This is a genomic window from Caulobacter sp. Root1455 (genome assembly GCF_001426905.1).
GTDB lineage: Bacteria > Pseudomonadota > Alphaproteobacteria > Caulobacterales > Caulobacteraceae > Caulobacter.
This window is the reverse complement of the sequence record NZ_LMFQ01000021.1, coordinates 196,410-222,963: the sequence shown is the minus strand read 5'-3', so window position 1 is coordinate 222,963 and position 26,554 is coordinate 196,410. Positions and strand designations below refer to the sequence as shown.

Annotated in this window: 26 protein-coding genes; 14 read left to right on the top strand and 12 right to left on the bottom strand. The window is 68.3% G+C overall.

Features of this window, described 5'->3' with window-relative positions; translation table 11 throughout:
* Positions 1–5 precede the first annotated feature (5 nt).
* On the top strand, positions 6–1,361 hold the full coding sequence (locus tag ASD21_RS13195) for an FAD-dependent oxidoreductase (RefSeq protein WP_056441737.1): 1,356 nt from the start codon (positions 6–8) through the stop codon (positions 1,359–1,361).
* Here the strand turns inward: ASD21_RS13195 and ASD21_RS13190 are convergent.
* Positions 1,358–1,537, bottom strand: coding sequence for a hypothetical protein (locus ASD21_RS13190; protein WP_056441735.1), 180 nt, complete (start codon positions 1,535–1,537; stop codon positions 1,358–1,360). The two genes, ASD21_RS13195 and ASD21_RS13190, sit on opposite strands and share 4 nt — an antisense overlap.
* Positions 1,538–1,712: 175 nt before the next feature.
* Between ASD21_RS13190 and ASD21_RS13185 the strand changes: the two genes are divergently transcribed.
* From ASD21_RS13185 to ASD21_RS13175, 3 genes are all read left to right on the top strand, one after another.
* Positions 1,713–3,116: an MFS transporter gene (locus ASD21_RS13185; RefSeq protein ID WP_082554751.1), complete on the top strand. Its 1,404-nt coding sequence runs from the start codon at positions 1,713–1,715 to the stop codon at positions 3,114–3,116.
* Between the two features lie 218 nt (positions 3,117–3,334).
* On the top strand, positions 3,335–3,883 hold the full coding sequence (locus ASD21_RS13180) for a hemerythrin domain-containing protein (protein ID WP_056441730.1): 549 nt from the start codon (positions 3,335–3,337) through the stop codon (positions 3,881–3,883).
* 46 nt (positions 3,884–3,929) lie between these two features.
* Entirely contained in the window at positions 3,930–4,442 is a 513-nt protein-coding gene (locus ASD21_RS13175; RefSeq protein ID WP_056441727.1) for a CinA family protein, read from the top strand.
* 73 nt (positions 4,443–4,515) lie between these two features.
* Here the strand turns inward: ASD21_RS13175 and ASD21_RS13170 are convergent, their stop codons facing one another.
* The 5 genes from ASD21_RS13170 to ASD21_RS13150 form a co-directional block, all read right to left on the bottom strand.
* Positions 4,516–4,773, bottom strand: a complete 258-nt coding sequence (locus ASD21_RS13170) for a GlsB/YeaQ/YmgE family stress response membrane protein (RefSeq protein ID WP_035081411.1) — start codon at positions 4,771–4,773, stop codon at positions 4,516–4,518.
* 441 nt (positions 4,774–5,214) lie between these two features.
* Complete coding sequence (locus ASD21_RS13165; protein ID WP_056441725.1) at positions 5,215–6,558, bottom strand: PQQ-dependent sugar dehydrogenase; 1,344 nt, start codon at positions 6,556–6,558, stop codon at positions 5,215–5,217.
* 73 nt (positions 6,559–6,631) lie between these two features.
* Complete coding sequence (gene trxC, locus ASD21_RS13160; RefSeq protein WP_056441723.1) at positions 6,632–7,075, bottom strand: thioredoxin TrxC; 444 nt, start codon at positions 7,073–7,075, stop codon at positions 6,632–6,634.
* A gap of 54 nt (positions 7,076–7,129) precedes the next feature.
* Entirely contained in the window at positions 7,130–8,278 is a 1,149-nt protein-coding gene (locus ASD21_RS13155; protein ID WP_056441721.1) for a glycoside hydrolase family 88/105 protein, read from the bottom strand.
* A gap of 318 nt (positions 8,279–8,596) precedes the next feature.
* A complete protein-coding gene (locus ASD21_RS13150; RefSeq protein ID WP_056441719.1) occupies positions 8,597–9,358 on the bottom strand; it encodes a FadR/GntR family transcriptional regulator in 762 nt (253 codons plus the stop codon).
* 146 nt (positions 9,359–9,504) lie between these two features.
* On the opposite strand from ASD21_RS13150, the gene manD reads away from it, so the two are divergent.
* Both manD and ASD21_RS13140 read left to right on the top strand, forming a co-directional pair.
* The gene (manD, locus tag ASD21_RS13145) at positions 9,505–10,716 is read left to right on the top strand and encodes a mannonate dehydratase (RefSeq protein WP_056441717.1); all 1,212 of its coding nucleotides are present in this window, start codon (positions 9,505–9,507) and stop codon (positions 10,714–10,716) included.
* A gap of 181 nt (positions 10,717–10,897) precedes the next feature.
* The gene (locus ASD21_RS13140) at positions 10,898–12,778 is read left to right on the top strand and encodes a hypothetical protein (protein ID WP_056441714.1); all 1,881 of its coding nucleotides are present in this window, start codon (positions 10,898–10,900) and stop codon (positions 12,776–12,778) included.
* Positions 12,779–12,783: 5 nt separating this feature from the next.
* Here the strand turns inward: ASD21_RS13140 and ASD21_RS13135 are convergent, their stop codons facing one another.
* The 5 genes from ASD21_RS13135 to flgF all read right to left on the bottom strand — a co-directional run bounded on the left by ASD21_RS13135 (position 12,784) and on the right by flgF (position 16,428).
* Positions 12,784–13,293 (bottom strand): hypothetical protein, encoded by a 510-nt coding sequence (locus tag ASD21_RS13135; protein ID WP_056441711.1) that lies wholly within the window; start codon positions 13,291–13,293, stop codon positions 12,784–12,786.
* Between the two features lie 117 nt (positions 13,294–13,410).
* Positions 13,411–14,127 (bottom strand): flagellar basal body L-ring protein FlgH, encoded by a 717-nt coding sequence (gene flgH, locus ASD21_RS13130; protein WP_056441708.1) that lies wholly within the window; start codon positions 14,125–14,127, stop codon positions 13,411–13,413.
* 14 nt (positions 14,128–14,141) lie between these two features.
* Positions 14,142–14,885: a flagellar basal body P-ring formation chaperone FlgA gene (flgA, locus tag ASD21_RS13125; protein WP_056441705.1), complete on the bottom strand. Its 744-nt coding sequence runs from the start codon at positions 14,883–14,885 to the stop codon at positions 14,142–14,144.
* Between the two features lie 4 nt (positions 14,886–14,889).
* Positions 14,890–15,678, bottom strand: coding sequence for a flagellar basal-body rod protein FlgG (flgG, locus tag ASD21_RS13120; RefSeq protein ID WP_056441702.1), 789 nt, complete (start codon positions 15,676–15,678; stop codon positions 14,890–14,892).
* A 12-nt stretch (positions 15,679–15,690) separates the two neighbouring features.
* Complete coding sequence (flgF, locus tag ASD21_RS13115; RefSeq protein ID WP_056441699.1) at positions 15,691–16,428, bottom strand: flagellar basal-body rod protein FlgF; 738 nt, start codon at positions 16,426–16,428, stop codon at positions 15,691–15,693.
* A 223-nt stretch (positions 16,429–16,651) separates the two neighbouring features.
* On the opposite strand from flgF, the gene fliL reads away from it, so the two are divergent.
* The 5 genes from fliL to ASD21_RS13090 are packed head-to-tail and all read left to right on the top strand — an operon-like array spanning position 16,652 to position 22,689.
* Positions 16,652–17,260 carry a flagellar basal body-associated protein FliL gene (gene fliL, locus ASD21_RS13110; RefSeq protein ID WP_056441697.1) on the top strand — a complete coding sequence of 203 codons (609 nt, stop codon included), beginning with the start codon at positions 16,652–16,654 and terminating at the stop codon, positions 17,258–17,260.
* 27 nt (positions 17,261–17,287) lie between these two features.
* On the top strand, positions 17,288–18,421 hold the full coding sequence (gene fliM / locus ASD21_RS13105) for a flagellar motor switch protein FliM (RefSeq protein ID WP_056441695.1): 1,134 nt from the start codon (positions 17,288–17,290) through the stop codon (positions 18,419–18,421).
* Positions 18,418–19,002, top strand: a complete 585-nt coding sequence (locus tag ASD21_RS13100) for a DUF6468 domain-containing protein (protein ID WP_056441692.1) — start codon at positions 18,418–18,420, stop codon at positions 19,000–19,002. Before fliM ends, ASD21_RS13100 begins: the two co-directional genes overlap by 4 nt.
* A complete protein-coding gene (locus tag ASD21_RS13095; RefSeq protein ID WP_056441689.1) occupies positions 18,999–19,766 on the top strand; it encodes a MotE family protein in 768 nt (255 codons plus the stop codon). Before ASD21_RS13100 ends, ASD21_RS13095 begins: the two co-directional genes overlap by 4 nt.
* Before the next feature lie 22 nt (positions 19,767–19,788).
* On the top strand, positions 19,789–22,689 hold the full coding sequence (locus ASD21_RS13090) for a hypothetical protein (protein WP_056441686.1): 2,901 nt from the start codon (positions 19,789–19,791) through the stop codon (positions 22,687–22,689).
* Between the two features lie 81 nt (positions 22,690–22,770).
* On the opposite strand, the gene ASD21_RS13085 is transcribed toward ASD21_RS13090, so the two are convergent.
* The gene (locus tag ASD21_RS13085; RefSeq protein ID WP_056441683.1) at positions 22,771–23,646 is read right to left on the bottom strand and encodes a sigma-70 family RNA polymerase sigma factor; all 876 of its coding nucleotides are present in this window, start codon (positions 23,644–23,646) and stop codon (positions 22,771–22,773) included.
* A gap of 174 nt (positions 23,647–23,820) precedes the next feature.
* Here ASD21_RS13085 and ASD21_RS13080 point away from each other — a divergent pair, with 174 nt between their 5' ends.
* The 3 genes from ASD21_RS13080 (at position 23,821) to pgl (ending at position 26,553) form a co-directional block, all read left to right on the top strand.
* Positions 23,821–24,123 carry a hypothetical protein gene (locus ASD21_RS13080; protein ID WP_056441680.1) on the top strand — a complete coding sequence of 101 codons (303 nt, stop codon included), beginning with the start codon at positions 23,821–23,823 and terminating at the stop codon, positions 24,121–24,123.
* A gap of 269 nt (positions 24,124–24,392) precedes the next feature.
* Positions 24,393–25,856, top strand: coding sequence for a glucose-6-phosphate dehydrogenase (gene zwf, locus ASD21_RS13075; RefSeq protein ID WP_056441677.1), 1,464 nt, complete (start codon positions 24,393–24,395; stop codon positions 25,854–25,856).
* A 1-nt stretch (position 25,857) separates the two neighbouring features.
* The gene (gene pgl, locus ASD21_RS13070; protein ID WP_056441674.1) at positions 25,858–26,553 is read left to right on the top strand and encodes a 6-phosphogluconolactonase; all 696 of its coding nucleotides are present in this window, start codon (positions 25,858–25,860) and stop codon (positions 26,551–26,553) included.
* Position 26,554 lies beyond the last annotated feature (1 nt).

The following is a 26,554-nucleotide window of genomic DNA, read 5'->3' as shown; positions in this document are numbered from 1 at the left end:
GCGTCATGGGGCAGCACGTCGAAACCTTGGTGATCGGGGCCGGACCGGCCGGCCTGACCGCCGCCTATGTTCTGGCCAAGGCGGGGCGCGACGTCGCCGTGCTGGAGATGGACCCCCGTGAGGTCGGCGGTTCAAACCGCACGATCGAACACAACGGCTTCAAGATCGACCTGAACGGCGGGGCCTACGCGTCGGCCTCGCCCGGCGTGCTGGCGCTGTGGTCCGAACTCTTGCCCGACGGCTTCGTCGAGCAGCCGCGCACGGCGCGCATCTATCACCGTGAACACTTCTACGCCTATCCGTTGAAGACCCTGGAGACCCTGGCCCACCTGGGGCTGCGCGGCGCGGCGGCCTGCCTGGCCTCGTTCGGTCTGGCCAAGATCCGCCCGATCAAGACGCCCAGGACCTTCGCCGACGAAATCCGCAACCGGGTCGGCAAGCGGTTGTCGGCGATGCTGTTTCGGCCTTTCGCCGAGAAGGTGTCGGGCCTGATCAGCGACCAGATGCCGGCCGGCCGCGCCGGCGCCGCCAAGCCGGCGCCCAGTCTGCGCTATCCCCGCGACGGGGCCGGTTCGGTTTGGCGGGCCTGCGCCGACAAGATCGCGACGCTCGGTGGCGAGGTGGCCTTGGGCCGGCGCGTGGAGTCCCTGAAGTTCGACGCCGCCGCCAAGCTGTGGACTGTGACGATCCTGCGCGAGGACGGCGCCCACGAGGTCCGCACCGCCGACCACGTCGTCTCGACCGCGCCGCTGCGCGAGCTGATGAGCATGCTGCGGCCCACGCCGATCAGCCTGTTCCACGCCGGCGAGCTGATGTACCGCGACCAGATCACGGTCGCCCTGGTGGGCCGCACGCGCAAGCCGCTGCGCGAGACCGCGATCGACGTCCACGACACCGACCTGCAGGTCGGCCGGGTGCAGAATTACCGCGCCTGGTCGCCGGCCATGGCCCCGGAAGGCGAGGCGGCCAGCTGCCTGGGCCTGGAATACTTCTGCTTCGAGGGTGATGGCCTGTGGACGGCCAGCGACGCCGACCTGGTGGCCCTGGCCTGGCGCGAGGCCGCGGTGATGGGGCTGATGGACCCGACCGCCGTCAGCGACGCCCGCGTCGTGCGTCAGCGCAAGGTGCTGCCGATCGAGGACGAGGATTGCGCCGAGCACCGGGCGATGATCCGCCTGGACCTGAAGATGCAGTTTCCCAGCCTGCACCTGGCGGGCCGCAACGGCCTGCACCGCGACGGCGAACGCGACCAGGCCACGCTCAGCGGCCTGTTGACCGCCGAGAACATCCTGGCGGGCGAAACCGCGCACGACGTGTGGGACGTCTCGACCGCGCCGGCGCCGAGCCGCAAGGCCGCCTAGGCGACCAGGCGCTCGCGGCGCGCCGCGTCGGCGGACGGGCTGTCGGCGCGGAGCGCCTCCGGCTCCCGCAGCGACCGCGCGGACCAGCACAGCAGGTGGGTGAAGGCGTCGGCCAGACCGATCACGGCGATCACGGTCACCAGGCCCGAGGTCAGCAGAATGGCGATCATCGACATCACGGTCTTCCCATCGGCGGGGATTTGTCGGAGTTTTCGGCGTAACCGTCGAATCGGGTGATCGGTTCCCTGGCGGTAGCTCAGAGCGGGCGGTTTTCGGCCTCGACGCTTGACAACGTTGTCACCGTTGGGGTGGATGTCGCGTCCCGCAACGTCGGACAGGGGAGTAAACAACATGGCAGGTATGGGTGCGGCGCAGGCTCCGACGACCGGAGCGGCGCCCAAGACCGGGGGAGGCGGCCTGATCCTGGCCGTCGTCTACGTGACGGCGCTCTTCTTCATCTGGGCGTTCGTCACCAATCTGATCGACCCGCTCGTGAAGAGCATGAAGGTCATCTACACGCTGACGGACTTCGAGACGCAGCTGAACCAGTTCGCGTTCTTCATCGCCTACGGGATCATGTCGATCCCCTCGGCGTGGTACCTGGCCCGGAAGGGCTACGCCAAGTCGATCGTGCTGGGCCTCACCGGCATCGTGGCCGGTTGCCTGATCGCCTGGTCGACGACCTTCTCGCACAACTTCATCACCGTCCTGCTGGGCCTGTTCGTCGCCGCTTCGGGCATCACTCTGCTGCAGGTCGCGGCCAACCCGCTGATCGCCTCGATGGGCGACCCCAAGGGTTCGCACTTCCGCCTCAACCTCTCGCAGGCCTTCAACTCGATGGGCGCCTATGTGGGCGGCATCTTCGGCGCCGGCTTCCTGCTCAAGGGGCCGCTGTTCGAAAAGGACGTGGTGGTCACCGAGGCCATGAAGGTCACCGGCCTGGGCTTCGTCACCAACGTCTATCTGATGATCGCGGTGGTCTTGGCCTTCTTCACCCTGGCCGTGTTCCTGGTGCGCAACACCATCACCCACCACGCGCCGAAGATGGCCGAGCACATAGAGTCGCCGTTCAAGGCGCTGCAGTCCAAGTGGGCCAATCTCGGTTCGCTGGGCATCTTCCTCTATGTCGGCGCCGAGGTCTGCGTGATCTCGGGGATGATCTTCTTCCTCGAGCAGAAGCAGATCCTCAACGTGCCGTCGCAGGTCGCCGGCTTCGTCGGTCCGATCTTCATGCTGTTCGCGATGTTCGGCCGCTTCGGCGGCTCGGTGCTGCTGCGCTATGTCAAGGCCACGACCATGCTGGCCCTGGTGGCGGCCTGCGCCACGGCCCTCTGCGCCCTGGTCATCGCCACCTACCAGATGCCGGCCACGCCCCTGGGCGGAACGGTCCATCTGCCGGGCGACTATATCGCGCCGCTGACCATGGGTTTCATCCCGGGCGTCGCGGCGATCCTGATCGGCCTGTTCAACTCGATCATGTTCCCGACCATCTTCACCATCACCCTGGAACGTTCGTCGGCCCCGGCCTCGGCGACCTCGGGCCTGATGTGCATGGCCATCTGCGGCGGCGGGTTCATCTCGATCCTGTACGGCGCCACGGTGGACCAACTGGTGGCCCACTTCCCGACCGGAGCCCGCTCGTTGGCCTTCATCGTGCCGCTGGTCTGCTACCTGTACGTCCTGTGGTTCTCGTTCGCCGCGCGCGGCGCGAAGGTCCACGAGATCCAGGAAGACGCGGTGGCCGGCGGCCACTAGGCCCCGCCCCAGCCAAGACGGAGAAGCCCGGGCGTTTCGCGCCCGGGCTTTTTCGTGCGCGGATGCTCTCGGTGAGAACCGTTATCGAATACTTTGTCGAGGAGTCGACTTACTTGTAATACTTGTCCGCGCCGATCCCCGATCGGGAACGCCCTCTGAATTGAAGTGTTTTTTGTGGTCCGCCGACGTCGGCGACCAAGCATTCAGGGAGAGACACCATGGCGACCTCCGCCAAGAGCGCATCGACCAAGGCCCAATCCAAGGCTGGATCCGCCAAGCCCCGCCGCACGCGCCGCACGGGCCGTCGCGACCCGCTGGCGATCACCCTTCTGAAGAAGGATCACCGCGAGGTCGAAGGCTGGTTCGACGAGTACGAACAGCTGGAGGGCGACGCCGAGAAGCTTGCCCTGTTCAACAAGATCGCCCTGGCCTTGAAGGTCCATACCCAGATCGAGGAGGAGATCCTCTATCCGGAGGAGCGCGGCGAGGTCGAGGACGACATGCTGGACGAGGCCTATGTCGAGCACGACGGCGCCAAGAAGCTGATCGCCGAGATCGAGGCGATGAATCCGAGCGACGAGTATTACGACGCCAAGGTCAAGGTGCTGGGCGAATACGTCAAGCACCACGTCAAGGAAGAGGAGCAGCCCGGCGGCATCTTCGCCCAGGCCAAGAAGGGCGACGAGGATCTCGACGCCATGGGCGAACGCCTGAAGGCCCGCAAGGACGAGCTGATGGCCGAATTGGGCGGCAAGCAGCCGAACTGACGGCTCGAGGAGGGCCTTCGGGCCTTCCTCTTTTTCCGGAGGGCCAATGGCCGAGGCGCTGGATCCGATCTTGCCGTCGGACATCGACGAACTGACGCGGGCGGTCCTCGAGGCCGCCTGCGCGCGCGACCTGACCCTGGCGACGGCGGAGAGCTGCACCGGCGGCCTGCTGGCCTCGCTGCTCACCGACGTGCCGGGATGCTCCCACGCCTTCGAGCGCGGTTTCGTGGTCTATACCGACGCCGCCAAGATCGAGCTGCTGGGCGTGTCGCCTTCGCTGTTGCCGCACGGCGGCTCGGTTTCGCAGCCGACCGCCATCGCCATGGCCGACGGGGCGATCCGGCGGTCCAGCGCCGACGTGGCGGTGTCGATCACCGGCTGGGCGGAGGACGTCGGGGATCCGCAGCGGCCCGCGGGCCTGGTCCATTTCGCCTGCGCGCGCCGCGGCGGCTACACCCATCATCGTCAGGTCCGGTTCGGCGACATCGGTCGCGGACCGCTGCGGATCGAATGCCTGCGCGTGGCGCTGAAGATGCTGCAACAGGCCTTGGACCTCTGAGGCGAAGGCCAAGAAAAAGCGCCTCCGGCTGGACCGAAGGCGCTATTTCTTTGGGTCGTGAAGACCCGAGCGCCTAGAGCGCTCGGCGGCCGGTGAAGGCGTGGTAGATCGCCAGCACGACGACCGCGCCGATCACGGCGACCAGCAGGCTGTAGAGGTTCAGGCCGGTGACCCCGGCGGAGCCGAACTGGTTGAACAGGAACCCGCCCACCACGGCGCCGACGATCCCGAGCACCAGGTCCACCACCAGGCTGCCGCCGCTACGGCTGACCAGTTTGCTGGCGATGAAGCCGGCGACGAGGCCGAGCACGATCCACGCAAGAATAGACATGTACGCCTCCTTGGCATCAAAAGGCGTGCGAGCCGCGCGCCGATGCGGAATAAAGGCGTTCGCCAAGACTTTCGTTCCGACACACGTGCGTGTTTAGACGCGAAAATGCGACGAAGACTTTTCGACAGGTCGGGCGTTGCTTTCAACTGGCGCTAGCGTGGCTTGCCGATGCGGGCCTGGACGGCCGCGAAAAGCTTCTGCGCCGGCGCGCGGCCCAGCAGAATGAAGGCGCCGGAGCCGATGACGGCGCCGATGAGGAAGGACAGGCTCATGGGAATCCCCGGAGTGCTGGAAGCTGCGACTGTCCCTTTTCTAGAACCCGCGGCGGGTCGTTGACCATGTGACACGCCGACGCCGGGGCGGCCGGATCCTCGCCCCGGTCGTCGTCGCAAAGCGCGAGGGCGTGCTGGACGAGGCGGCGTTCAACGCCTGTCGCGGCGGTTAGGGCGCGGCCTTCGCCGCGGCCGGCGGCGTGTTGGCGGCCACCCGCCAAACGGTGTTGCCGACGTCGTCGGCCACCAGCAGGGCGCCGAACTTGTCGACCGCCACCCCGACCGGTCGGCCCAAGGCCTGGCCCTTGGCGTCGAGGAAGCCGGTCAGGAACGGTTCGGCCGGACCGGACGGCATGCCGCCCGCGAACGGCACGAACGCCACGCGATAACCGTTGACCGGCTTGCGGTTCCACGAGCCGTGCTGGCCGATGAAAGCGCCGCCCCTGTAGCGGGCAGGGAAGGCGTCGGCCTTGTAGAAGGTCAGGCCCAGCGAAGCCGTATGGGCCCCCAGGGCATAGTCAGGCTTGATCGCCCTGGCCACCAGGTCCGGCCGCTGCGGTTTCACCCGGGCGTCCACCGTCTGGCCGTAATAGCTGTAGGGCCAGCCGTAGAAGCCGCCGTCCTTGACCGACGTCATGTAGTCGGGGACCAGGTCGTTGCCGATCTCGTCGCGCTCGTTGACGCTGGTCCACAGGGCGCCGCTCGTGGGCTGCCAGTCCATGCCGTTGGGGTTGCGCAGGCCCGAGGCGAAGACCCGGCTGGCGCCGGTGGCCCGATCGATCTCCAGGATCGCGGCGCGGCGTTCTTCGGCGGCCATGCCGTTCTCGCCGACATTGCTGTTGGAGCCGACGGTCACATACAGCTTGGAGCCGTCCGGGCTGACGATGACGTTTTTGGTCCAGTGGTGGTTGATCGGTCCGGCCGGTAGGTCGGCGACCTTGTGGGGCGCGGCCGTGATCTGGGTCTGGCCGGCCTGGTAGGGGAAGGCCAGCAGGGCGTCGCTGTCGGCGACGTAGAAGGTGTCGCCCACCAGGGCCATGCCGAACGGCGAGTTCAGACCCGACAGGAAGGTGGTGCGGGCCTCCAGCATTCCGTCGTTGTTGGCGTCGCGCACCAGGGTGATGCGGTTGGCCGTGGGCACGGTGGCGCCGGCCCGGCCCATGATGATCTTCTGGAACCAGCCCCTGATGCCCTTGCCGTCCTCTGGCTTGGGCGGAGCGTTGGTTTCGGCGATCAGCACGTCCCCGTTGGGCAGCATATAGAGCCAGCGCGGGTGGTCCAGGCCCCGGACCAGGGCGGTGGCGACGAAGCCGGGCGCGGCGTCCGGCGTCTGGCCGTCGGCCCAGCCGACCGCCGGCGCGATCTTCATCACCGGGATCGTCTGCTTCTGGGCGACGGGCAGGACGGGATGAGGACCGTAACCCTGTTCGGGCGGCAGGGCGGGCCCCGCGCTGCAGTTCGACAGCAGCAGGGCGAGCGGGGGCAGGGTTATCAGGCCGAGTTCTTTGAGCATCGCGATCTTCCGACGGGTGGATGCGTAGAGACTCAAAACGCGTCGCCGCGTCATAGGGTCCAGGGACGCCAGTTCAGCCGACGGGGGCGTGCTCGTCCAGCCAGCGGCGGAAGAAGCCCGGATCGGGCAGGCCGGCCTGGTTCGCGGCGACCTTGCCGTCCTTGAACAGGAACAGGGCGGGGATGCCGCGCACGCCATAGGCCTGGGCCAGGGCCGGTTCGGCGTCGACATCGATCTTCACGAAGCGGGCGCGGGGCTCCAACTCGGCGGTCGAGCGGGCGAAGATCGGGGCGATGGCCTTGCAGGGCCCGCACCAGGCCGCCCAGAAGTCGGCGACGATCGGGATCTGGCTGGCCGCCACGTGCTTGCGGAAGCGGGCGGTGGTCAGGTCGACCGGCCGGCCGGTGAACAGCGGCTCCCCGCAGCGGCCGCACTTGGCCGCCTTGGCGTCGCGCTCGGCCGGCAGACGGTTGGTGGCGTCGCAGTGCGGGCAGACGATGTTGATGGTCTCGGCCATGGCCCTGTCTTTTTGAAGCACTGGGGTCTCAACGAAGCGCTGGACGATCCGGTTCTATCGCGCGCCGACTTCCGACGCGGCCAGAAGAAAAGCGCCCACGCCGTACAGCTGGGTGTCGTCGGCCGAGACGTGGTCGGGCGCGTAGCCGATCTGCTGCACCCAGCCCAGCTTGCCGTCGGGCTGGACGGCGACGGCCAGGGCGGACCAGCCCCTGGTCATGGCGGCCTCGTACTTAGGCCCCTTCAGCAGTCCGTGGTTCAGGCCATAGGCCAAGCCGTAGACGAAAAAGCCGGTGCCGCTGGTCTCGGGCGGGGTGTTTTCGGGGGCCAGCAGGGACGGGGGCCAGTAACCGTCCGGCTTCTGCAACGTCACCAGCCGCTCCGACATCCGCCGAAACAGCGCCTCGTAGCGCGGCCGCGAGGGGTGGTCGGCGGGCAGGGTCTTCAGGATGTCGACGATCCCGGCATAGGCCCAGCCGTTGCCGCGGCTCCAGAAGATCTTGCGGCCCTGGTCGTCGCGGCGGTCGAAATAGCGGCTGTCGCGGTAGTAGAGGCCTTCCTGCTTGTCGAGCAGCCAGTCGGTGGCGGCCCAGAATTCCTTGTCGCCATAGGCGGCGTAGCGCGGGTCGCCGGTGGCGCGCGACAGGCCCGTCCAGGTCGCGGGACCCATGAACAGGGCGTCGCTCCAGCACCAGCGGGCCTGGCAGGGCTGGTCCTCGGTTCCGTCGATGAAGGTCAGGTCGGCCACGGGCGGATCGGCCAGGATGGCGTCGAAGCGGGCCTTCAGCGGCCCGATCTGGGCCTTGTCGTGATCGCGGGTGTAGACCCACAGCCAGGTCTGGCCGATCACGTGGTCGTCGGCGTGCAGCGGACGACGGCCCAGGCCCCAGGCCTGCCGGACGCCATGGTCGCGAACGGCCTGGACCAGGGCGGGATCGCCGGTGCGCTCGGCGAACGCGGCCAGGCCGACGAACAGAGCGCCCTGCACCCAGCCGCGCGGATCGGGCGTGGCCCGGTGTCCGTGCGTGTAGTCGAAGTTGTCCATGTGGCTCAGCTGCCAGGCGGCGACCTCGCGGCCCAGCGCCGAAGCCTGGATCGCCATCGCGTGGTGTTCCGCCGCGGGCTTGGGCCGGGCGGAGGTCGCCGAAGCGGCGCCGGAGGTCAGGGCCAGGGCGGAAAGGGCGATGATCAGGCTGGCGCGCATGGCGTCGTTCTTCCCCGAAGCGCGTGACCTATGCCGCCACGTCGCCGGCCAGTGCTAGGTCGGTTTGGCCGATGGTCAAGTCAGTAGAACGGGTTTTCACCGGCCGAGCCATATCGGCCTGGCCACATGGCGCCGTTGTACGATTAATGGTCAGGCCAATTCTCTTGCGCTCGGCCAAGGCTGAGCTATGCTGGGTTCTGACGAACCTCGTCGGCCTACGCGATGGACTTGTCCTTCATCGCACCTCCTCCCGGGGCCGGCCGGCGACGGGCGGCTGGAGCCTTCCCTCCAGCCGCCCATCCTCAAGGCTTTAAATCTCTAGATCAGCGAGCGGCGGGCCAGCTCGCTGCGACGGGCGGCGACTTCGCTGCGGGCCTGCTGCATGGCGTCGATCTCGGTGGCGGTCAGCAGGTTGTCGATCACCCGGCCCAGGTGCTCGCGCATGGCGTTGCGGGCTTCCTTGGGGTCACGGGCCTTCAGGGCGCTGAGGATTTCCTGGTGGTCGTCGATCAGCGGCCGCACGCCGACCTGGCGGGCGCGTTCCAGCATCGCCCGGCACAGCGGCGACTTGTAGCGCAGGTCCCAAAGGTTCTCGATCACGGTGACCAAGGCGCTGTTGCGCGTGGCGCGGGCGATGGTGACGTGGAACCGACGGTCGGCCAGGTCGCCGCGCACGTCGTGTTCGTTCTCCTCGACCATGTCGTCGAGGATCTTTTCCAGGTCGATCAGTTCCTGGTCGGTGATGGTGGTGGCGGCCAGGGCGCAGGACTCGCCCTCGATCAGACGGCGGGCCTCGGTCAGCTCGAAGGCGCCGATGTCCAGCTCGGGGGCGGGGACCTCGACCGGCGCCGCCTCGGTGACATAGACGCCCGAGCCGTGGCGCGCCTCGACCAGTCCGCGGATTTCCAGCGCGATCATCGCCTCGCGCACCGTGGGGCGGCTGACCTTGTAATCTTCGGCCAGGTCCCGCTCCGAGGGCAGACGGTGCCCAGGCTGGTAGGCGCCTTCGCGGATCGATTCGGCGATCGCGTTGGCGACCTGCTGATAGAGCTTACGAGTTTCTGCGGTCGACGTGGTCATGCGACTTTCCCGCCCAGCGAGCATCGCCGGGGCGATGACAGCCTAGAGCATGGTCGCAAAAGACGCCACGTCGCTCTGGCGCATTTGTAATATGTTGTCTATGGATTGGTCAGGCCACTTAAGCGACCCAGGTAGACCAACACTCCATGCTCAAGATTATCGACGCCAAGGTCATCGTCACCTGTCCGGGACGGAACTTCGTCACCCTGAAGATCACCACCTCGGACGGCGTCACCGGCGTCGGCGACGCGACGCTGAACGGGCGCGAAATGGCCGTGGTCAGCTATCTTCGCGACCACATGATCCCCTGCCTGATCGGACGCGACGCCCATCGCATCGAGGACATCTGGCAGTTCTTCTATCGCGGCTCGTACTGGCGCGGTGGTCCAGTGGGCATGACGGCCCTGGCGGCGGTCGACATGGCGTTGTGGGACATCAAGGCCAAGGTGGCCGGCCTGCCGCTCTACCAGCTGCTGGGCGGCGCCTGCCGCGAGGGCGTCACCGTCTACGGTCACGCCAACGGCGAGACCATCGACGACACCATCGCCGAGGCCCAGAAGTACAAGGCCCTGGGCTACAAGGCCATTCGCCTGCAGTCAGGCGTGCCGGGCCTGCCCAGCACCTACGGCGTGTCGGGCGACAAGATGTTCTATGAACCGGCCGACGGAAACCTGCCGACCGAGAACGTCTGGTCGACGGCCAAGTACCTCAGGCATGCGCCCAAGCTGTTCGAGGCCGCGCGCGAAGCCCTGGGCGACGACGTCCATCTGCTGCACGACGTTCATCACCGCCTGACGCCGATCGAGGCGGGCCGCCTGGGCAAGGATCTGGAGCCCTATCGTCTGTTCTGGCTGGAGGACGCGGTGCCCGCCGAGAACCAGGCCGGCTTCCGCCTGATCCGCCAGCACACGACCACCCCGCTGGCCGTGGGCGAGATCTTCAGCCACGTCTGGGACGCCAACATCCTGATCCAGGAACAGCTGATCGACTATCTGCGGGCCACGGTCCTGCACGCCGGCGGCATCACCAATCTGCGCAAGATCGCCGCCTTCGCTGACCTGCACCACGTGCGCACCGGCTGTCACGGCGCCACCGACCTGTCGCCGGTGACCATGGCCGCGGCCCTGCATTTCGACCTGTCGATTCCGAACTTCGGGCTGCAGGAATACATGCGCCACACGCCCGAGACCGATGCGGTGTTCCCGCACGCCTACAGCTTCAAGGACGGCATGCTGCATCCGGGCGAGCAGCCGGGCCTGGGCGTCGACATCGACGAGGCCCTGGCCGAGCAATATCCCTACAGACGCGCCTACCTGCCGGTGAACCGGCTGGAGGACGGGACCATGTACAACTGGTGACGGGGGCGTCGCGTCGCCTCGCGGCGGCGCGGATTTCCTAGGTTTCCAGTGTGGCGATATTGGTCTGACCTTTAGTGCACGCGTCGGCAAATTGGCTTGACAATATTCGCGGCCCCGGTAGCAGGTGGTCTAGCCACATAAGAAGTCGTCTCCGCCAAGGGCTGACGAGGGCGGGGAAACGATGCCGTTCAAGTCCATCCGCAAGCGCCTATTTCTGGCCGCCGCCCTGGGCGCGATCGCGTCGCCGGTCCTGGCCGCCCCGCCGTCCGCCGATCCGGGCGGACGCGGTCAGGCCTATGCGACCGTTCCGCCGATGAACCGCACGGTCGAGACCCGGCTGCTGCCGCAGATGGCCGTGCTGCTCGACAAGCTGATGGTCGAGAAACGCGACATGACGCTGGACGGCGTTCGGGTGTTCGACGCCGACGACAAGTTCCTGCCCGGCAAGGTGGCGATCGGCCTGGCCTATCTGCTGATCGACACCCCGCGCGACGACCCGAGGTTCAAGACCTACCTGGCCGGCTATCGCCAGATCGCCGACATGACGGTCGACGACACCAACAACACCTGGGGCGTCTACTACTACTGCCAGGCCCTGCACATGCTGCAGGAGGCCGGGCTGCTGGAGCAGGCGGTGTCTCCGGAAATCCTGGCCAAGCTGAAGACCAAGCTGGACTGGCGCGCCTTCGTCCGCCCCGACGACCTGACCCTGATCGACCTGCCCAACAACTATTACGGCGTGGCCTTCAGCGTGGCGCGGCTGCGCCATCAGCTGGGTTGGGAGGACGCTTCGGCCAGCGAGGCGCTGCTGGAGCGCACGCTCGACCACTATCGCAAATACTCAGGCGAATATGGCTTCGCCGACGAGACCGACGGGGAAGGGCGGTTCGACCGCTACAGCGTGCTGCTGATCGGCGAGATCAGCCACCGCCTGATCGAGGCCGGCATGCCGGCCACGCCGGAGGTCAAGGGCTGGCTGCGCAAGTCGGTCGACCTGATGCTGCCGCGCCTGAACCCGCGCGGCGAGGGCTTCGAATACGGCCGCAGCATCGGAACCTATGGCGAGACGGCCTTCCTGGAGGTGCTGACCGTGGCGGCCAAGCTGGATGTGCTGACCCCGCGGGAAAAGGCCATGGCCTACGCCTTCTCGTCGCGCGTCACCGCCCGCTACATGGACTTCTGGTTCGATCCGAAGATGGGTTCGGTGAACCTGTGGGAGCACGGCCGGCGCACCGACGAGTATCGCGGCAAGCACCGGATCCTGGGCGAGAACCTCAGCCTGGCCCGCCAGCACATCTACACCAGCGCGATCTGGAACGAGCTGGGCTTCAAGGACAAGGCGCCTGATCCGGGCTACGCGGCCTGGCTCGATACGCTGCCCAAGCGCCGGGTCACCTGGTTCGCGCGCGGCGAGCACGACCGGCTGGTGGTCACCCTGCGCGATCGCGGCCGCGTAATCGGTTTGCCGATCATCAACGGCGGCAAGAGCCAGCACGAAAACACGCCCTACTACCCGATCCCGTTCTCGCCCGGCATGCTGGCGGGCGTGGCGGACGGCGAGTTTCCGCAACTGCTGCCCCGCCTGACCCTGGCCGACGGCTCGCGCCTGACGCCGCTGGCCTACGCCCGGAACGTCAAGGTGACCGAGCAGGGCGCGCGGACCATCGTCACCTATGAACAGACCCAGCTGGACAGGCTTGGAGCCAGCGCGCCGATCGCCGACGACCGGTTCAGCGTCAGGACGACCTATGTGCTGGCGCCCGGCAAGATCAGCCGCACCGACGTCTTCACGCCCAAGGGCGGCCAGCCGATCAAGGCCGTGGACCTGTCGTTCGCGTCGTTTTCGAGCGCGCCCAGCACCAAGGGCGGCGCCACGACCTACGGCCAGGGTGACGTGCGGGCTTTCACGGTGACGGGGCTGAGCTGCAAATCGCGCGCCCTGGAGGACGAGAAGGCCTATCGCACGCCGACCGGCGCGTTCCAGAGCCTGGTGGAGTGCGCCGGCGGAGCGCGGACGCGGTCGGGACCGCTGACGGTGAGCTGGAGCCTGAGCTACCAGTAGGGCGGCTACTTCACCCGTGTCAGGATCAGCGTCTGGTCCGGCGGGCCCGGCTGACCGTCAATGTCCTGTTCGACCAACAAGGTGTCCGGGTCGGTGCGGGTGACCTTCATCGACTGATGGCGCGAGTCCCGTTCGCCATGGGTGGTGACGGTCACCGCGCTCTGGCCGACGCGCTGCACGCTGATCTTCACCAGGTTCAGGTTGACCACGGCCAGGGTCGGCGGGCCGTCGAGCACGGCGTGGGCGAACTGCAGGGCGGCGACGCCGGCCTCGTCCACCTCGACCAGGGTCCAGGCCAGGGCCTTGCCGTCGTCGATGGTGACGTCGAGCTCGCCGCGCAGCGGCGCGGGGCCGGTCAGGGCGGCGTTGAACTTCGAGCGCGGCAGGTCGATCGCCCAGCGTCCGGTCACGCCCATCGGGCCGCTGTACGACTGGGCGCTGGCGGCGACGGGCAGGGCGGCGGCCAACAGAGCGGCGCCGACCAGGGCGGAGTAGGCGCGAGCGCGCTTGTTCATGAGGTCGGCTCCGGATCAGGCCCGACGAGTCCGGGCGAGCGCTGTGACGCAGGGTAATCTGGCCCCGCGCGCCCGCCCGATCAAGGAGTCCGCTCAAGCCGTTTGGGGTTCAAGCCCCTAGAACGGCGAGAATTTCTCGACCAGCGCCTGGCCGCCCGGGGTCTTCTGGACGCGGCTGATGTCGCCCCGGCCGCCGTAGCTGATGCGGGCCTCGGCGATCTGAGTGTGCTTGATGGTGTTGGCCGAGGAGATGTCCTCGGGGCGCACGATGCCGGCGACCGTCAGCTGGCGCAGTTCGGCGTTGGTGCGCACCTCCTGGGTGCCCTGGATCACCAGGTTACCGTTGGGCAGCACGCCCGAGACGACGGCGGCGATGGTCAGGCTGATCTTTTCCGAGCGGTTCACCGCGCCGGCCCCGGCGTTGGAGTTGGTCGACTTGGTGTTGACCATGTTGGCCGGGTCATAGCCGCCCGGCAGGATCTTCCCGAGGCTCGACTCAAGGCCCAGGAAGTTCGGCACGCCCAGCGAACTGCCGGAGGTGCGCGACGACGAGGTCTGGTTCTTGGTGGTGGCGCTGTCGTCGATGTCGATGTTGACGGTCAGGATGTCGCCGACCTTGCTGGCGCGCTGGTCGTTGAAGAAGGTGCGCGCGCCCGTGCGCCACAGCGAGTTGGCCGAGGCGGCCTGGGGCTGGGCGGCGTATTGCTGGGTCATCGGCGCCAGCTGGGCCGGATAGCCGACCGGCGCCAGTTCCGGACCCTTCACCGCTTCGGTGACGGTCGAGCAAGCGGCGAGCGGGACGAGCAGCAGGAGAACGGCGAGGGCGGGGCGCATCGGTTGTGACCTTCTCAGCGAGCGGCGTAGCGCAGCGTGTTGTTACGGTTGGCCTTCAGGCGCATCGCCCGCGGACCGACGGCGGTCGAGCCGGGTCCGGTGACCACGGTCTCGATGATCTTCTTGCTGGCGGTGTTCTGGACCATCAGGTTTTCGCCGATGGCCGCCGCCGCCATGGCCTTGCCTTGCAAGGTCAGCGCCACGCCGTCGTCCTCGTAGGTGACTGCGACGATATCGCCCGCCTTGATGACCTGCGGGGTCGAGACGTCGCGCAGGCTGGCGGCCGCGCCCTGGCGCAGCGGGCGTTTGGCGGTCATGCCGATCAGGTCGTCGGCGTCGCGGGGCGCGTCCGACGCGCCGGCGGCGACCTTCACCCAGACCAGGTCCTCGGGCTGGACGATCTCGCCGGTGGCCAGGCTGCGGGCGTAGGCAAGAACTTCCACGTTGCCGCGCTGGGCGCTGGCCAAGGTGGTGTCGGAGCCTTGGCGGACGATGATCCGGCGCAGGCCGTTGCTGTTGGCCCAGTCCAGGCCGGCCCGGCGGGCGGCGACCTGAACCGCGCCGGCGTCGAGCACGGCCGACGGACCCATGCGGTTGGCGATCACCACGTCCGAGGCCGCGCCGGCCCCGTCGAACAGCTCGCCCAGGGTGATGCGGCCGTCGGCGTCTGTGGTGTCGGACCGCAGCGAGACGGCCTGACCGGCCAGGGCCGGCGTGGCGATCAGCAGTGCGGCGAAGGAAAGGGCGAGAACTTTCATGAGCTTACGACCTCAGGTTCGAGGTGGCCTGGAGCATCTGGTCGGCCGTGGTGATGACCTTGGAGTTCATCTCGTAGGCGCGCTGGGCGACGATCAGGGCGGTGATTTCGCTGACCGAGTCTACGTTCGAGGCTTCGGTGTAGTTCTGCAGCAGGGTGCCGAAGCCCGGTTGGCCGGGAGCGGCGATGTTGGCCGCGCCCGAGGCGGCGGTCTCCATGAACATGTTGTCGCCGATCGCTTCCAGGCCGCCTTCGTTCATGAAGTTTGCCAGTTCCAGCTGACCGACGGTCTGGGGCGTCGGATCGCCGTCCAGCTTCACCTGCACCAGGCCGGTCTTGGTGATGGTGGTGGCGACGGTGTTCTGCGGGATCGTGATGCCCGGCTGGACGGTGTAGCCGTCCTCGGTGACGATCTGGCCCTGGTCATTGGTCGAGAAGTTGCCGGCCCGCGTGTAGGCGGTTTCGCCCGAGGGCAGCAGGATCTGCAGGAAGCCCTTGCCCTGGATGGCCACGTCGAACTCGTTGTTCGTCATGGACGGCGTGCCCTGCTCGTGGATCCGGTAGACCGAGCCGGCCTTGACGCCGCCGCCGATCTGGATGCCCGTCGGGACCACGTTGCCGTCGCCGGACGACTGCGAGCCGGCGCGCTCGATGGTCTGGTAGATCAGGTCCTGGAACTCGGCCCGTTGGCGCTTGAAGCCGACGGTGTTCATGTTGGCGATGTTGTTGGAGATGACCTCGACGTTCAGCTGTTGGGCCGACATGCCGGTCGCGGCGGTGCGAAGCGCTTGCATCGTGGGTTATCCTTACTGCGGCTTGCCCAGGCGCTCGACGGCGCTCCGGGACAGTTCCGAGGTTTGGTCCATCATCTTGGCCATGCTCTCGTAAGCGCGGCTGACCTCGATCATTTTGGTGATCTGGGTGATCGATTGGACGTTGGAGGCTTCCAGCATGCCCTGATGGATCGCGGCGTTCGGGGCGGCCTGGGGGGTGTCGTTGGTGGTGTTACGATAGAGGTTGTCGCCGTCCTTGCGGAACGCGGCCAGGTCGGTGGGGCGCACCACGGCGATCTTGCCGGAGCGCTCGGCGCCCTGGCTGACCGTGCCGTCGCGGGCGATGGTGACGGGGCCCTTGAGCGGGTCGAGGTTGATCTCGCCGCCGCCCTCGTCCAGCACGGCCGCGCCGTTCTGGGTGACCAGCTTGCCCTCGGGGCTCATGGTGAAGCGGCCGTCGCGGGTGTAGCGCTCGCCGCCGGCCGTGGAGACCTTGAAGAAGCCCTGGCCTTCCAGGGCCAGGTCGAAGTCGCCGCCCGTCTGGGTCAGCGCGCCTTGGCTGAAATCGCGCGCCACGCCGTCGTCCAGCACGAACTTCACGGGGTTCGCGCCGCCGGCGGTGCGGGCCGGTTTCGCCGGCTCGGTGCGGACCATCAGCGCCTCGACCTTGAAGCCGGTCGTGTTGGCGTTGGCGATGTTGTTGGCCACGATGTCGAGCTCGCGGCGCAGAGTCATCTGCCGCGAAAGTCCCACATACAGCGCGTTATCCATGACGGTTACCGAGACGGCTGGCGCGACAAATGCGCCGCAAGTCTGCAAGCAACCCTCGTGCCAACTCAGAAAAGTCAGTAATTTCAACGAGAATGAAGGTTAACGCGGCCTCGGTGACCGAGTCTGCCGGGCAGATTCAGCCTGCGGCGAAATGGCCTTCAAAAGACATCGTTAACCATGCTCCACGCATGAGTAGATCGATAGATTCCAAGGAACCGCGCGCGTGGCCAAGAAACCTGCCCAGGAAGCTCCCGCCCCCGAAGGCGAAGAGGGCGTCGTCGAGGGCGAAGCTTCGGCGAAGAAGAAGCCGCCGATGATGATCATCATCGCGGCAGCGGCGGCCGTCGTGCTGGTCGGCGGCGGCGTGACCACGTTTCTGCTTCTGAAGCCCAAGCCCGACGCTCATGGCGAGGCGGGCCACGCGAAGCCGAAGAAGGAAAAGAAAAAGGAAGAAAAGGGCGGCCACGGCGCGAAGGAGGGCGGCGCTCCGGCGGCCGGCGCGCCGGTGATCAAGGAAGGCCCCGACGGCGTGGTGTTCTACACCTTGCCCGACATCGTCGTGAACATGCAGGCCGCCGACGGCCGCTCGACCTTCCTGAAGCTGAAGCTGACCTTCGAACTGCCCGACGAGGAGACGGCCGAGCATCTGACCTCGAACCTCCCGCGTCTGCAGGACATGTTCCAGACCTTCCTGCGCGAAATGCGTCCGGAAGACCTCAACGGCAGCCAGGGCAGCTATCAGCTGCGCGCCGAGCTGCTGCGTCGCGTTAATCTGGTCGCCGCGCCCTCCAAGGTGAACGCGGTGCTGATCGAGGAGATGCTGATCAACTAGCCTTCGGGCTGGCTGAGGCGAACCGACATGGCGGAAGAAATCGACGATCAGGCCGCGATGGCCCAGTGGGCCTCGGAAAACCCGCCCGCCGAAGGCGGCGGGGTGGGCGACAACCAATTCGGCGACTTCAGCGGCGGGATGGGCGGCTGGGACGACGGCGGCGGCGACGGCATGGGCGCCGAACGCATCCTGAACCAGGACGAGATCGACAGCCTGCTGGGCTTCGACATGTCCGGCGACGGCAACGACGACCGCACCGGCATCCGCGCGATCATCAACTCGGCCCTGGTCTCGTACGAGCGCCTGCCGATGCTGGAAATCGTCTTCGACCGCCTGGTGCGGTTGATGACGACGTCCCTGCGGAACTTCACCTCGGACAACGTCGAGGTCAGCCTCGACAACATCAGCTCGATCCGCTTCGGCGACTATCTGAACTCGATCCCGCTGCCGGCCATCCTGGCGGTGTTCCGGGCGGAGGAGCTGGACAACTACGGCCTGCTGACGGTCGACTCCAACCTGATCTACTCGATCGTCGACGTGCTGCTGGGCGGCCGTCGCGGCACCGCGGCCATGCGCATCGAGGGCCGGCCCTACACCACCATCGAGCGGGTGCTGGTGCAGCGGATGGTCGAGGTCGTGCTCAACGACGCCAAGGCGGCCTTCGAGCCCCTGCACCCGGTGTCGTTCAGCCTGGACCGTCTGGAGACCAATCCGCGCTTCGCGGCCATCGCCCGGCCGGCCAACGCCGCGATTCTCGTGAAGCTTCGGATCGACATGGAAGACCGCGGCGGCAGAATCGAGCTTCTGCTGCCCTATGCGACCCTCGAACCCATCCGGAAGATGCTGCTCCAGCAGTTCATGGGCGAGAAGTTCGGCCGCGACAACATCTGGGAAGGCCACTTGGCCACCGAACTCTGGACCACCCAGATGGAGGTGCGCGCCGTGCTCGACGAGCAGCAACTGCCGTTGTCCAAGGTGCTGAACCTGCAGGTGGGCGACACCCTGATGCTCAACGCCACGCCCGACAGCCCGGTGGAGCTGCGCGCCGGCTCCATCCCGCTGACCCGCGGGCGCATGGGCCGCCGCAACCACTCGATCGCCGTGCGCGCCGACGCGCCCCTGACCTCGGCGGCCAGAAAAGCGGTTCAGAAGCTGAAATGAGTCTGACGGCCATCGCTCTCAACGGTCTGCTGGCGGTCCTGCTGCTGATCGCCCTGGCCTTCGGCATGCGCCTCGAGCGCCGGCTGAAAGCCCTGCGCGACAGTCATGAGGGCTTCACCAAGGCCGTGGCCGACCTCGACCGCGCCGCCATGCGCGCCGAGCAGGGCCTGGCCGATCTGCGCGCCGCCACCGACGAGGCCGCCGACACCCTGGCCGATCGCATTTCCAAGGCCCAGGCCCTGGCCGCCCAGTTGGACGAGCGCCTGGACCGGCCGATGGTCACGCCGCCGCCGGCTTCCCCTTCAGGGACCGCGACCGCGCGCCCCGCCGCCGCCTCGCGTCCGATGCGCGCGCCCCAGCCGGAGCTTCCGCCGGAGACCCCGCGCCGTCTGCGCGCCGAGGACTTCGAAAAGCTGCTGGAGCGCGAGGCCCGCATCCCGCGCGACGCTCCGCCGCCGCCCGCCGCGCGGCCTTCCGCGCCGAAGGAAACTCCGCGTTCACGGGCGCGGATGGATGATGACTTGTTCGAGGGCCCGGAAGATCCGCCGCGCCCCGGTTCGACCTTTAGAGGCCGTCGATGAAAAACGTTCCGCGCATCCTGCCGATCATCGGGGTCACCGTCGTCGGCGTGCTCGCCGTCAACGCCCTGGCGGGCGCGAAGTCCTTTCCGGACATGCTGAGCGGCGCCAAGGCCTTCGCCGAGAGCGCGGCCAAGCCCGGCGAGAAGGCCGCCTCGGCCGCCGACGCCGGCAAGGACGCCGCCGCCAAGACGCCGCCGCCGATCTGCGCGCCGTCGTCGACCGAGTTGGCCAAGGAAGCCGGCCTGTCGCCGGCCGAGCTGCGCGTGCTGCAGAGCCTGGGCCAGCGCCGCGGCCAGCTGGACCAGCGCGAGCAGGATATCGATGTCCAGCTGCAGCTGCTGAACGCCGCCGAGGCCAAGCTCGACGCCAAGATGAAGGCGCTGACCGGCATGAAGGGCGAGATCCAGGGCCTGCTGGGCCAGGCCGACGCCCAGAAGGAGGTCGAGGCCAACCGCATGGTGCTGGTCTATTCGGCCATGAAGCCCAAGGACGCCGCCGCGCGCATGAGCGTGCTGGACGACAGCGTGCGCCTGCCCATCGCCGCCAGGATGAAGGAACGCACGCTCAGCATGATCCTGGCCAACATGTCGCCGAACGACGCCAAGATCCTGACCGAGCGCCTGGCCAACCGCCTGTCGTCCGAGGCCATCGCCAAGCAGCGCGCCGCCCTGGCCGCCGCCGACAAGCCGGCCGCCGATCTCTCGGCCCAGGCCGCGGCCGCGCCGCTGGCCGGCGCGAGCCCGGCCGCCAAGAAGGCCGGCTAGGGACAGGAGCGAAAGCGGGGGCATGAAGCTGGGGGCGTTTCTGAGATCGACCGTCGCGGCGATCTGCATCCTCGGGGTCGCGACCCCGACGGTGTCGATCTCGGCCGCGCCGCGTCATGTCTCGAAGTCCGCCCAGCACAAGCCCGCGCCGCGCAAGGCCGCCGCCCCGGTCGCCGCGGCCGGTCTTCAGGTCCGGATCGCCCAGGCCCCCGATTTCACGCGGCTGGAGTTCCCCGGTTCGCGCGGCATGCAGGCCCGTCGCGAGGGGACGGCCGTCGTGCTGCGCTTCCCGCGCGACGCCAATCCCAATCTTTCGTCCCTCAATGTCGGCCCGCCGCGCTGGGTGAAGGGCGCCCAGGCGCGCCATGTCGGCGGCGTGGTCGAGATCGTGGTCGCGCTGAGCGACGACGCCGATTTCCGGGCCGGCAACGCCGACGGCGACGACTTCATAAACCTGTTCGCCCGCCAGGCCGCCGCTCCGGCGCCGGCTCCCGTCGCGGCGGTCGTTCCAAATCGCCCCAATCCGATGCCGGCCGGCGGCGTGGTGCCGGTCAAATTCGACAAGGTCTCGGGCCAGGTGCAGCTCAGCTTCGACTGGGCCAATCCCGCCGGCGCCGCCGTGTTTCGTCGGGGCGAGGCCGTGTGGGTGGTGTTCGACGCGCCGGCCCGGCTGGACATCGGCAAGCTGCCCGCCAGCACGCCGCAGTACCGTAACATCCAGGTTTTCAAGGGACCCGACTACTCGGCGCTGCGCATCAGCACCCCGCAGGGCGCGCCGTTCTACGCCGAGGGCGTCGGCTCCAACTGGACGATCGCGCTGGGCGCGGGAAGTCAGGACTCGCCCGATCTGGTCCGCGTGGCCCGCGACGACAACGCCAGCCCCGCCACCCTGACCGCCACCGTCGCGGGCACGACCCGGATCGTCTGGGTGGGCGACCCGGCGGTCGGCGACCGCATCGCCGTCGCCACCGCCCTGGCCCCGTCCAAGGGCCTGCCGTCGCGTCGCGACTATGTCGAGATGGCCCTGCTGCAATCGGCCACCGGCCTGGCGGTCGAAAGCTATTCCGGCGACCTGCAGATGACCGCCGACGGCGACATCGTCCGCATCGGCCGGCCCAAGGGCCTGCTGCTGTCGTCGACGTCCAGCGGCCAGGCCCAGGCCGACGCCGGGGCCGGCGCGCCCCAGGCGATGTCGATGCCGGCCCTGATCGATCCCGAACACTGGTCCAAGACCGGATCGGGCGGCTTCATGGCCCGCTACGACGCTCTGCTCGGCGCGGTTCCCGCGGCCGGCGGCGCCGACGGCAAGGGCGACGACACGGCCGCCCGCATGGCCCTGGCCCGCTTCCTGGTCGGCTCCAACCTGTCGTTCGAGGCGATCGGCGTGCTCAACGCCGCCGGCCGCGCCCACCAGACCCTGATGGGCGAGGGCGAGTTCCGGGGCCTGCGCGGCGTGGCCAAGGTGATGGCGCGCCGTTACGCCGAGGCCGAGACCGACTTCGCCTCGCCAGTGCTGAACGACGATCCCTCGGCCGCGATGTGGCGCGGCTACATCGCCAGCAAGACCGGCCAGTGGGCCGACGCCAACCAACGGTTCGCCGACGGCGCGCGCGCGCTCAACATGTTCCCCGCCCTGTGGCAGGCCCGGTTCCTGGGCGCCCAAGCCGAGGCGGCGGTCGGCGTCGGCGCGCCCGAGACCGCCGTCCGCCTGGTCAACCAAGCGCTGAAGCTGCCCAATATCCCGGTCGAGGACCAGCTGGAGCTGCGCCTGACCCTGGCCAAGGCCTTCGAGGCCAAGAACGATTCCCGCGCCCTGCCGGTGTTCCAGGCGATTGCCCGCTCGGGCATCGACCGCCTGGCCGCGCCCGCCACCCTTCACGCCATTCAGCTGCGCCTGGCCAAGAACCAGATCAGCGCCGACATCGCCGCCAAGGGGCTGGACGCCTTGCGCTTCCGCTGGCGCGGCGACGGGGTCGAGCTGGACACCATTCGCGCGCTCGGTCAGCTGCAGATCCGCCAGGGCCGCTATCGCGAGGCGCTGGAGGTGCTGCGCTCGGCCAGCAACGTCCAGTCCGACCAGCCGCAAGCCGTGGCGCTGCGCAACGACCTCAACACCACCTTCCGGACCCTGTTCCTCGACGGCCTGGCCGACGGCATGCAGCCGATCCAGGCGGTGGGCCTGTTCTACGATTTCCAGGACCTGACCCCGATCGGCGCCGACGGCGACCAGATGGTCCGCAACCTGGTGCGCCGCCTGGTCGACGTCGACCTGTTGGAAGAAGCCGCCAAGTTGCTGAAGTACCAAGTCGACAACCGCCTGAACGGCGTGCCCAAGGCCCAGATCGCCACCGACCTGGCCTGGATCTATCTGATGGACCGCAAGCCCGAGAGCGCGCTGGACACCATCAACGCCACCCGCACCACGATCCTGCCGCCGGCCCTGAACGCCGAGCGCCGGCTGGCCACCGCCCGCGCCCTGATGGGCCTGGGCCGCTACGACGCGGCGCTGGAGGTGATCGAGAGCGACAAGAGCCGCGACGCCGAGGATGTCCGCGCCGAGATCGCCTGGAAGCAGCACACCTGGCCCCAGGCCGGCGCGCTGTACGAACGCGCCCTGGCCGATCGCTGGAAGACGCCGGGGATCCTGAGCCCGGCCGACGAGTCCAAGCTGCTGCGGTCGGCCGTGGCCTTCAGCCTGGCCGACGACGACGCCTCGCTGGGCCGTCTGCGCCAGCGCTACGGCGGCTTCGTCGAGGGCGCGCGCAATCCCGACGGCCTGCGCGTGGCCCTGGCCGGCGCCGACCCGGGCACTCTATCCAGCACCGACTTCAGCAGGGTCACCGCCGACAACGAGGCCTTCAACGGCTGGGTGGCCAAGATGAAGGACCGCTTCCGGGCCCAGGCCAGCCGCAAACCCGCCTAGAGCCTGCCTAAGCGGGCCCTACCTCGAACCTTTGGAGCGTGACAGACGCCGAAACCGGCATCCACGTTCAGCTGTCACGCTCTAGTCGCGCGCGATCGTCAGGCTCTCCATCAGGTAGGGCGCGTAGAAGTAGTCGTGGATCGCCGCGATCTCGCCGTCCTTCCAATCCAGCAGGACCACGTAGCGCACGGCGGCCGTCGGATCGGCCGGATCGCTGACCAGCAGCGCCGCGCGGCCCTCGGCGACGCCGGCCTCGAACCGCCAGCCCGATGTCGAGGCGTAGTGGGTAAAGTAGACCGACACATCCCTGCGGCCCTCGATCCGCCGGCGATTGGCCAAGTCCAGCCGCACGTCCTCGCTGAGCAGGGCGCGCAGGGCGTCGAAGTCGCGGGCGTTGAAGCGGTCGGCATAGGCCCGCAGCCGCTCGCGCTCGGCGGCGTCCAGCCGGGGAGGGGCGGCGTCCGGCTCTTGGGCCAGGTCCTTCAGGCGCGCGCGGCCGCGATGCAGGGCGGCCTTGGCGGCTGGCGGGGTGAGGTCCAGGAGCTGGGCGGTTTCGTCCAGCGAATGGCCCAATACGTCGATCAGCGCCACGCACGAGCGCTGGGCCACCGGCAGGCGCAGCAGCACGGCCAGGCTCGCGGTGGCCGCCACCCGGGCGTCGGCGGCCGCGGCGGGGTCGACGATTTCGGTGAACGTCTCGTCGAGGACGACCTGGCGCTTGCGGCCGCGCAGGGCGTCCAGGGCGGCGTTGTGGGCGATGCGGAACAACCAGCGGTCCGGATGCTCGATCGGCTCGGCGGCGGGGAAGGCGGCCGCCGCCTTGGCCAGCGCCTCCTGCACCACGTCCTCGCCGTCGAAGGCCGAGCCGACCATGCGCGCGCAATAGCGGTGCAGGCTGGGGCGCAGGTCCGCCATCAGCTGGCTGAACGCCTCCGGGGCCAGGTTGCCGTCCGCCATGTGCCGTCCTCTCACGCGCCGCGCCGACGGCGGCCCCATCTCCAAGACGTCGGGCGGACGCCAAAGGATTCGCGGCCCGGAAATATTTCTTCGACCGAATCCTTCGGGCCGCCCGCCGCGTCCTTGGTCATGACGGCCGCATTCCGCGCCGTCCCAATCCAAGGATTTAAGACCATGCAGAGGGTTACATTGGTGCGCTACGCCGCCAAGCCGGATCGCGCCGACGAGAACCAGGCGCTGTCGCTGGAGGTGTTCGACGAGCTGAAGAAGGTCCGGCCCGACAACATCGCCTACGCGCTGTTCCGCGACGGCGTCGACTTCGTCCATCTGTTCGTCAACCTGCGCGAGGACGACGCCGGCGTCCTGACCGACCTGCCCACGTTCCAGGCCTTCGCCAAGGACGTGAACGATCGCAGCGAAGCGCCGCCGGAAGCCACCCGCCTGACTCTGAAGCTGCTGGCGTCGTACGGTCTGTAGGGGCGGCCTCTAGGAACGATTCTGCCTTTCCACCCTGCCTACGCGGCCGCCTCTTGCCGGGGCGGCCGCGTTTCGTCCGTCCAGCGGTGAACCTTCGCGCGCGAAAAGCGATTGGTCTTCTGGCGGCGGCGCCCCAAACCCCTTAGTTAGACGCCGCGCGCGCGGTCCTGTCGGGACGTCGACACGAGGCGTCGGCGCCCGACGTTTTGAGGGCCGCTTGCATTGCTCCGACGGGCGTGTCATGACAACGTTGTCATAGGGTGGAAACATTGACCAAAGAGACGAAAGCCGATCAGACCGGCCGGGAAGTGCTGGTCCTGCTGGGTGGCGCGGGCGACCTGGCCCTGCGCATGCTGCTGCCTTCGCTGTACTTTCTCGAGGTCGATCGTCTGCTGCCGCACGACCTGCGGATCATCAGCCTGGCGCGTCATGACTATGACGAGAAGCGCTACGAGGCGCTGGTCCTCGAACACCTGTGCAAGCGCGTCAACATCGACGACTCGGCCTGGAATCGCCTGGCGGCCCGGATCGATTACCTGTCCGTCGACATCACCACGGAAAAGGGCGCGGCCAAGCTGGCCGAGAAGATCGGCGATCACGGCGATCTCGTCGTCTATTTCGCCCTGTCGCCCAGCCTCTACGGGCCGGTCTGCAACGCCCTGCAGTCGGCCGGCCTGACCGGTCCGCGCACCCGCCTGGTGCTGGAAAAGCCGATCGGCCGCGACCTGGAAAGCTCGCGGGCCACCAACGCCGCCGTCGGCGCCGTGGTCAGCGAGAGCCAGATCTTCCGCATCGACCATTATCTGGGCAAGGAGACGGTCCAGAACCTGACCGCCCTGCGCTTCGCCAACGTGCTGTTCGAGCCCCTGTGGGACAACAAGCACATCGACCACGTGCAGATCACCATCGCCGAGACCGAGAAGGTCGGCGAGCGCTGGCCCTATTACGACGAGTACGGCGCGCTGCGCGACATGCTGCAGAACCATCTGCTGCAGCTGCTGTGCCTTGTGGCCATGGAGCCGCCGTCGGGCTTCGATCCCGACGCGATGCGCGACGAGAAGGTCAAGGTGCTGCGATCCTTGCGGCCCTTCACCAAGGCCAATGTCGCCCACGACACCGTGCGGGGGCAGTACGTGGCCGGGGTGGTCGAGGGCACGGCCCGCGAGGGCTATCTGGAAGAGGTGGGCAAGCCCTCCAGGACCGAGACCTTCGTGGCCTTGAAGGTCGACATCGACAACTGGCGCTGGGCCGGCGTGCCGTTCTTCCTGCGCACCGGCAAGAACCTGCCGGACCGTCGCACCCAGATCGTCGTGCAGTTCAAGGCGACCCCGCACAACATCTTCGGCGCGGCCACCAAGCATGAGCTCAAGGCCAACCGGCTGGTGATCTATCTGCAGCCCCAGGAAGACATCTCCCTGACCGTGATGACCCGGCGGCCGGCGCTCTCGGAAGAGGGCATGCGCCTGCAGGCCCTGCCGCTGTCGCTGAACATGGCCGCGCCGGGCAGCCGTCGGCGGATCGCCTACGAGAAGCTGCTGCTGGACGTGTTCCGCGGCGATCGCACCCTGTTCGTGCGGCGCGACGAGGTCGAGCAGGCCTGGCAGTTCGTGGACGGCGTCTCGGCCGCCTGGGCCGAGGCCAAGATCGAGCCCGCGCCCTACGCCGCCGGCACCTGGGGTCCGCACGGCGCCACGGCGCTGATCGCGCCGCAGGGCCGGGCTTGGAACGAATAGCATGGCGTCCCTCCCCAAGATCGAGGCCTTCGCCACCCGGGAAGCGCTGTACGACGCCGCCGCCTCGGTCGTGGCCGCGGCCCTGACCGATGGCGTGGCCAAGCGCGGCCAGGCGGGTTTCGCCGCCACGGGCGGCACCACTCCGGCGCCGGTCTACGACCGCCTCGCCGCCATGACCGTTCCCTGGGACAAGGTCGTGGTCACCCTGAGCGACGACCGCTTCGTGCCGCCGTCGCACGATGGCAGCAACGAGGGACTCGTGCGCCGCCACCTGCTGGTCGGCCAGGCGGCCAAGGCCAGCTTCGCCCCGCTGTATTTCGAGGGCGTCAGCCAGCAGGAATCGGCCGATCTGGCCCAGGCGGGCGTGGCCCGGGCCCTGCCGTTCGGCGTGGTGCTGCTGGGCGTCGGCGCCGACGGCCACTTCGCGTCGCTGTTCCCGGGCAATCCGGCGCTGGCCGTCGGGCTGGATCCCAAGACCGACCGGACGGTGGTGGCGGCCCCGGCCGGCGAGCCCGCCCCGGACCTGCCCCGGATCAGCCTGACCTTCCAGGCGTTGATCCAGTCGTCGCTGATCGTCCTGCTGGTCACCGGCGAGGCGAAGAAGGCCCTGCTGGCAGGGCCGGTTGATCCCAGCCTGCCGATCGCCGCCATCCTGAACCAGGACCGCGCCCCGGTCCGTATCCTCTGGGCGGAGTAGT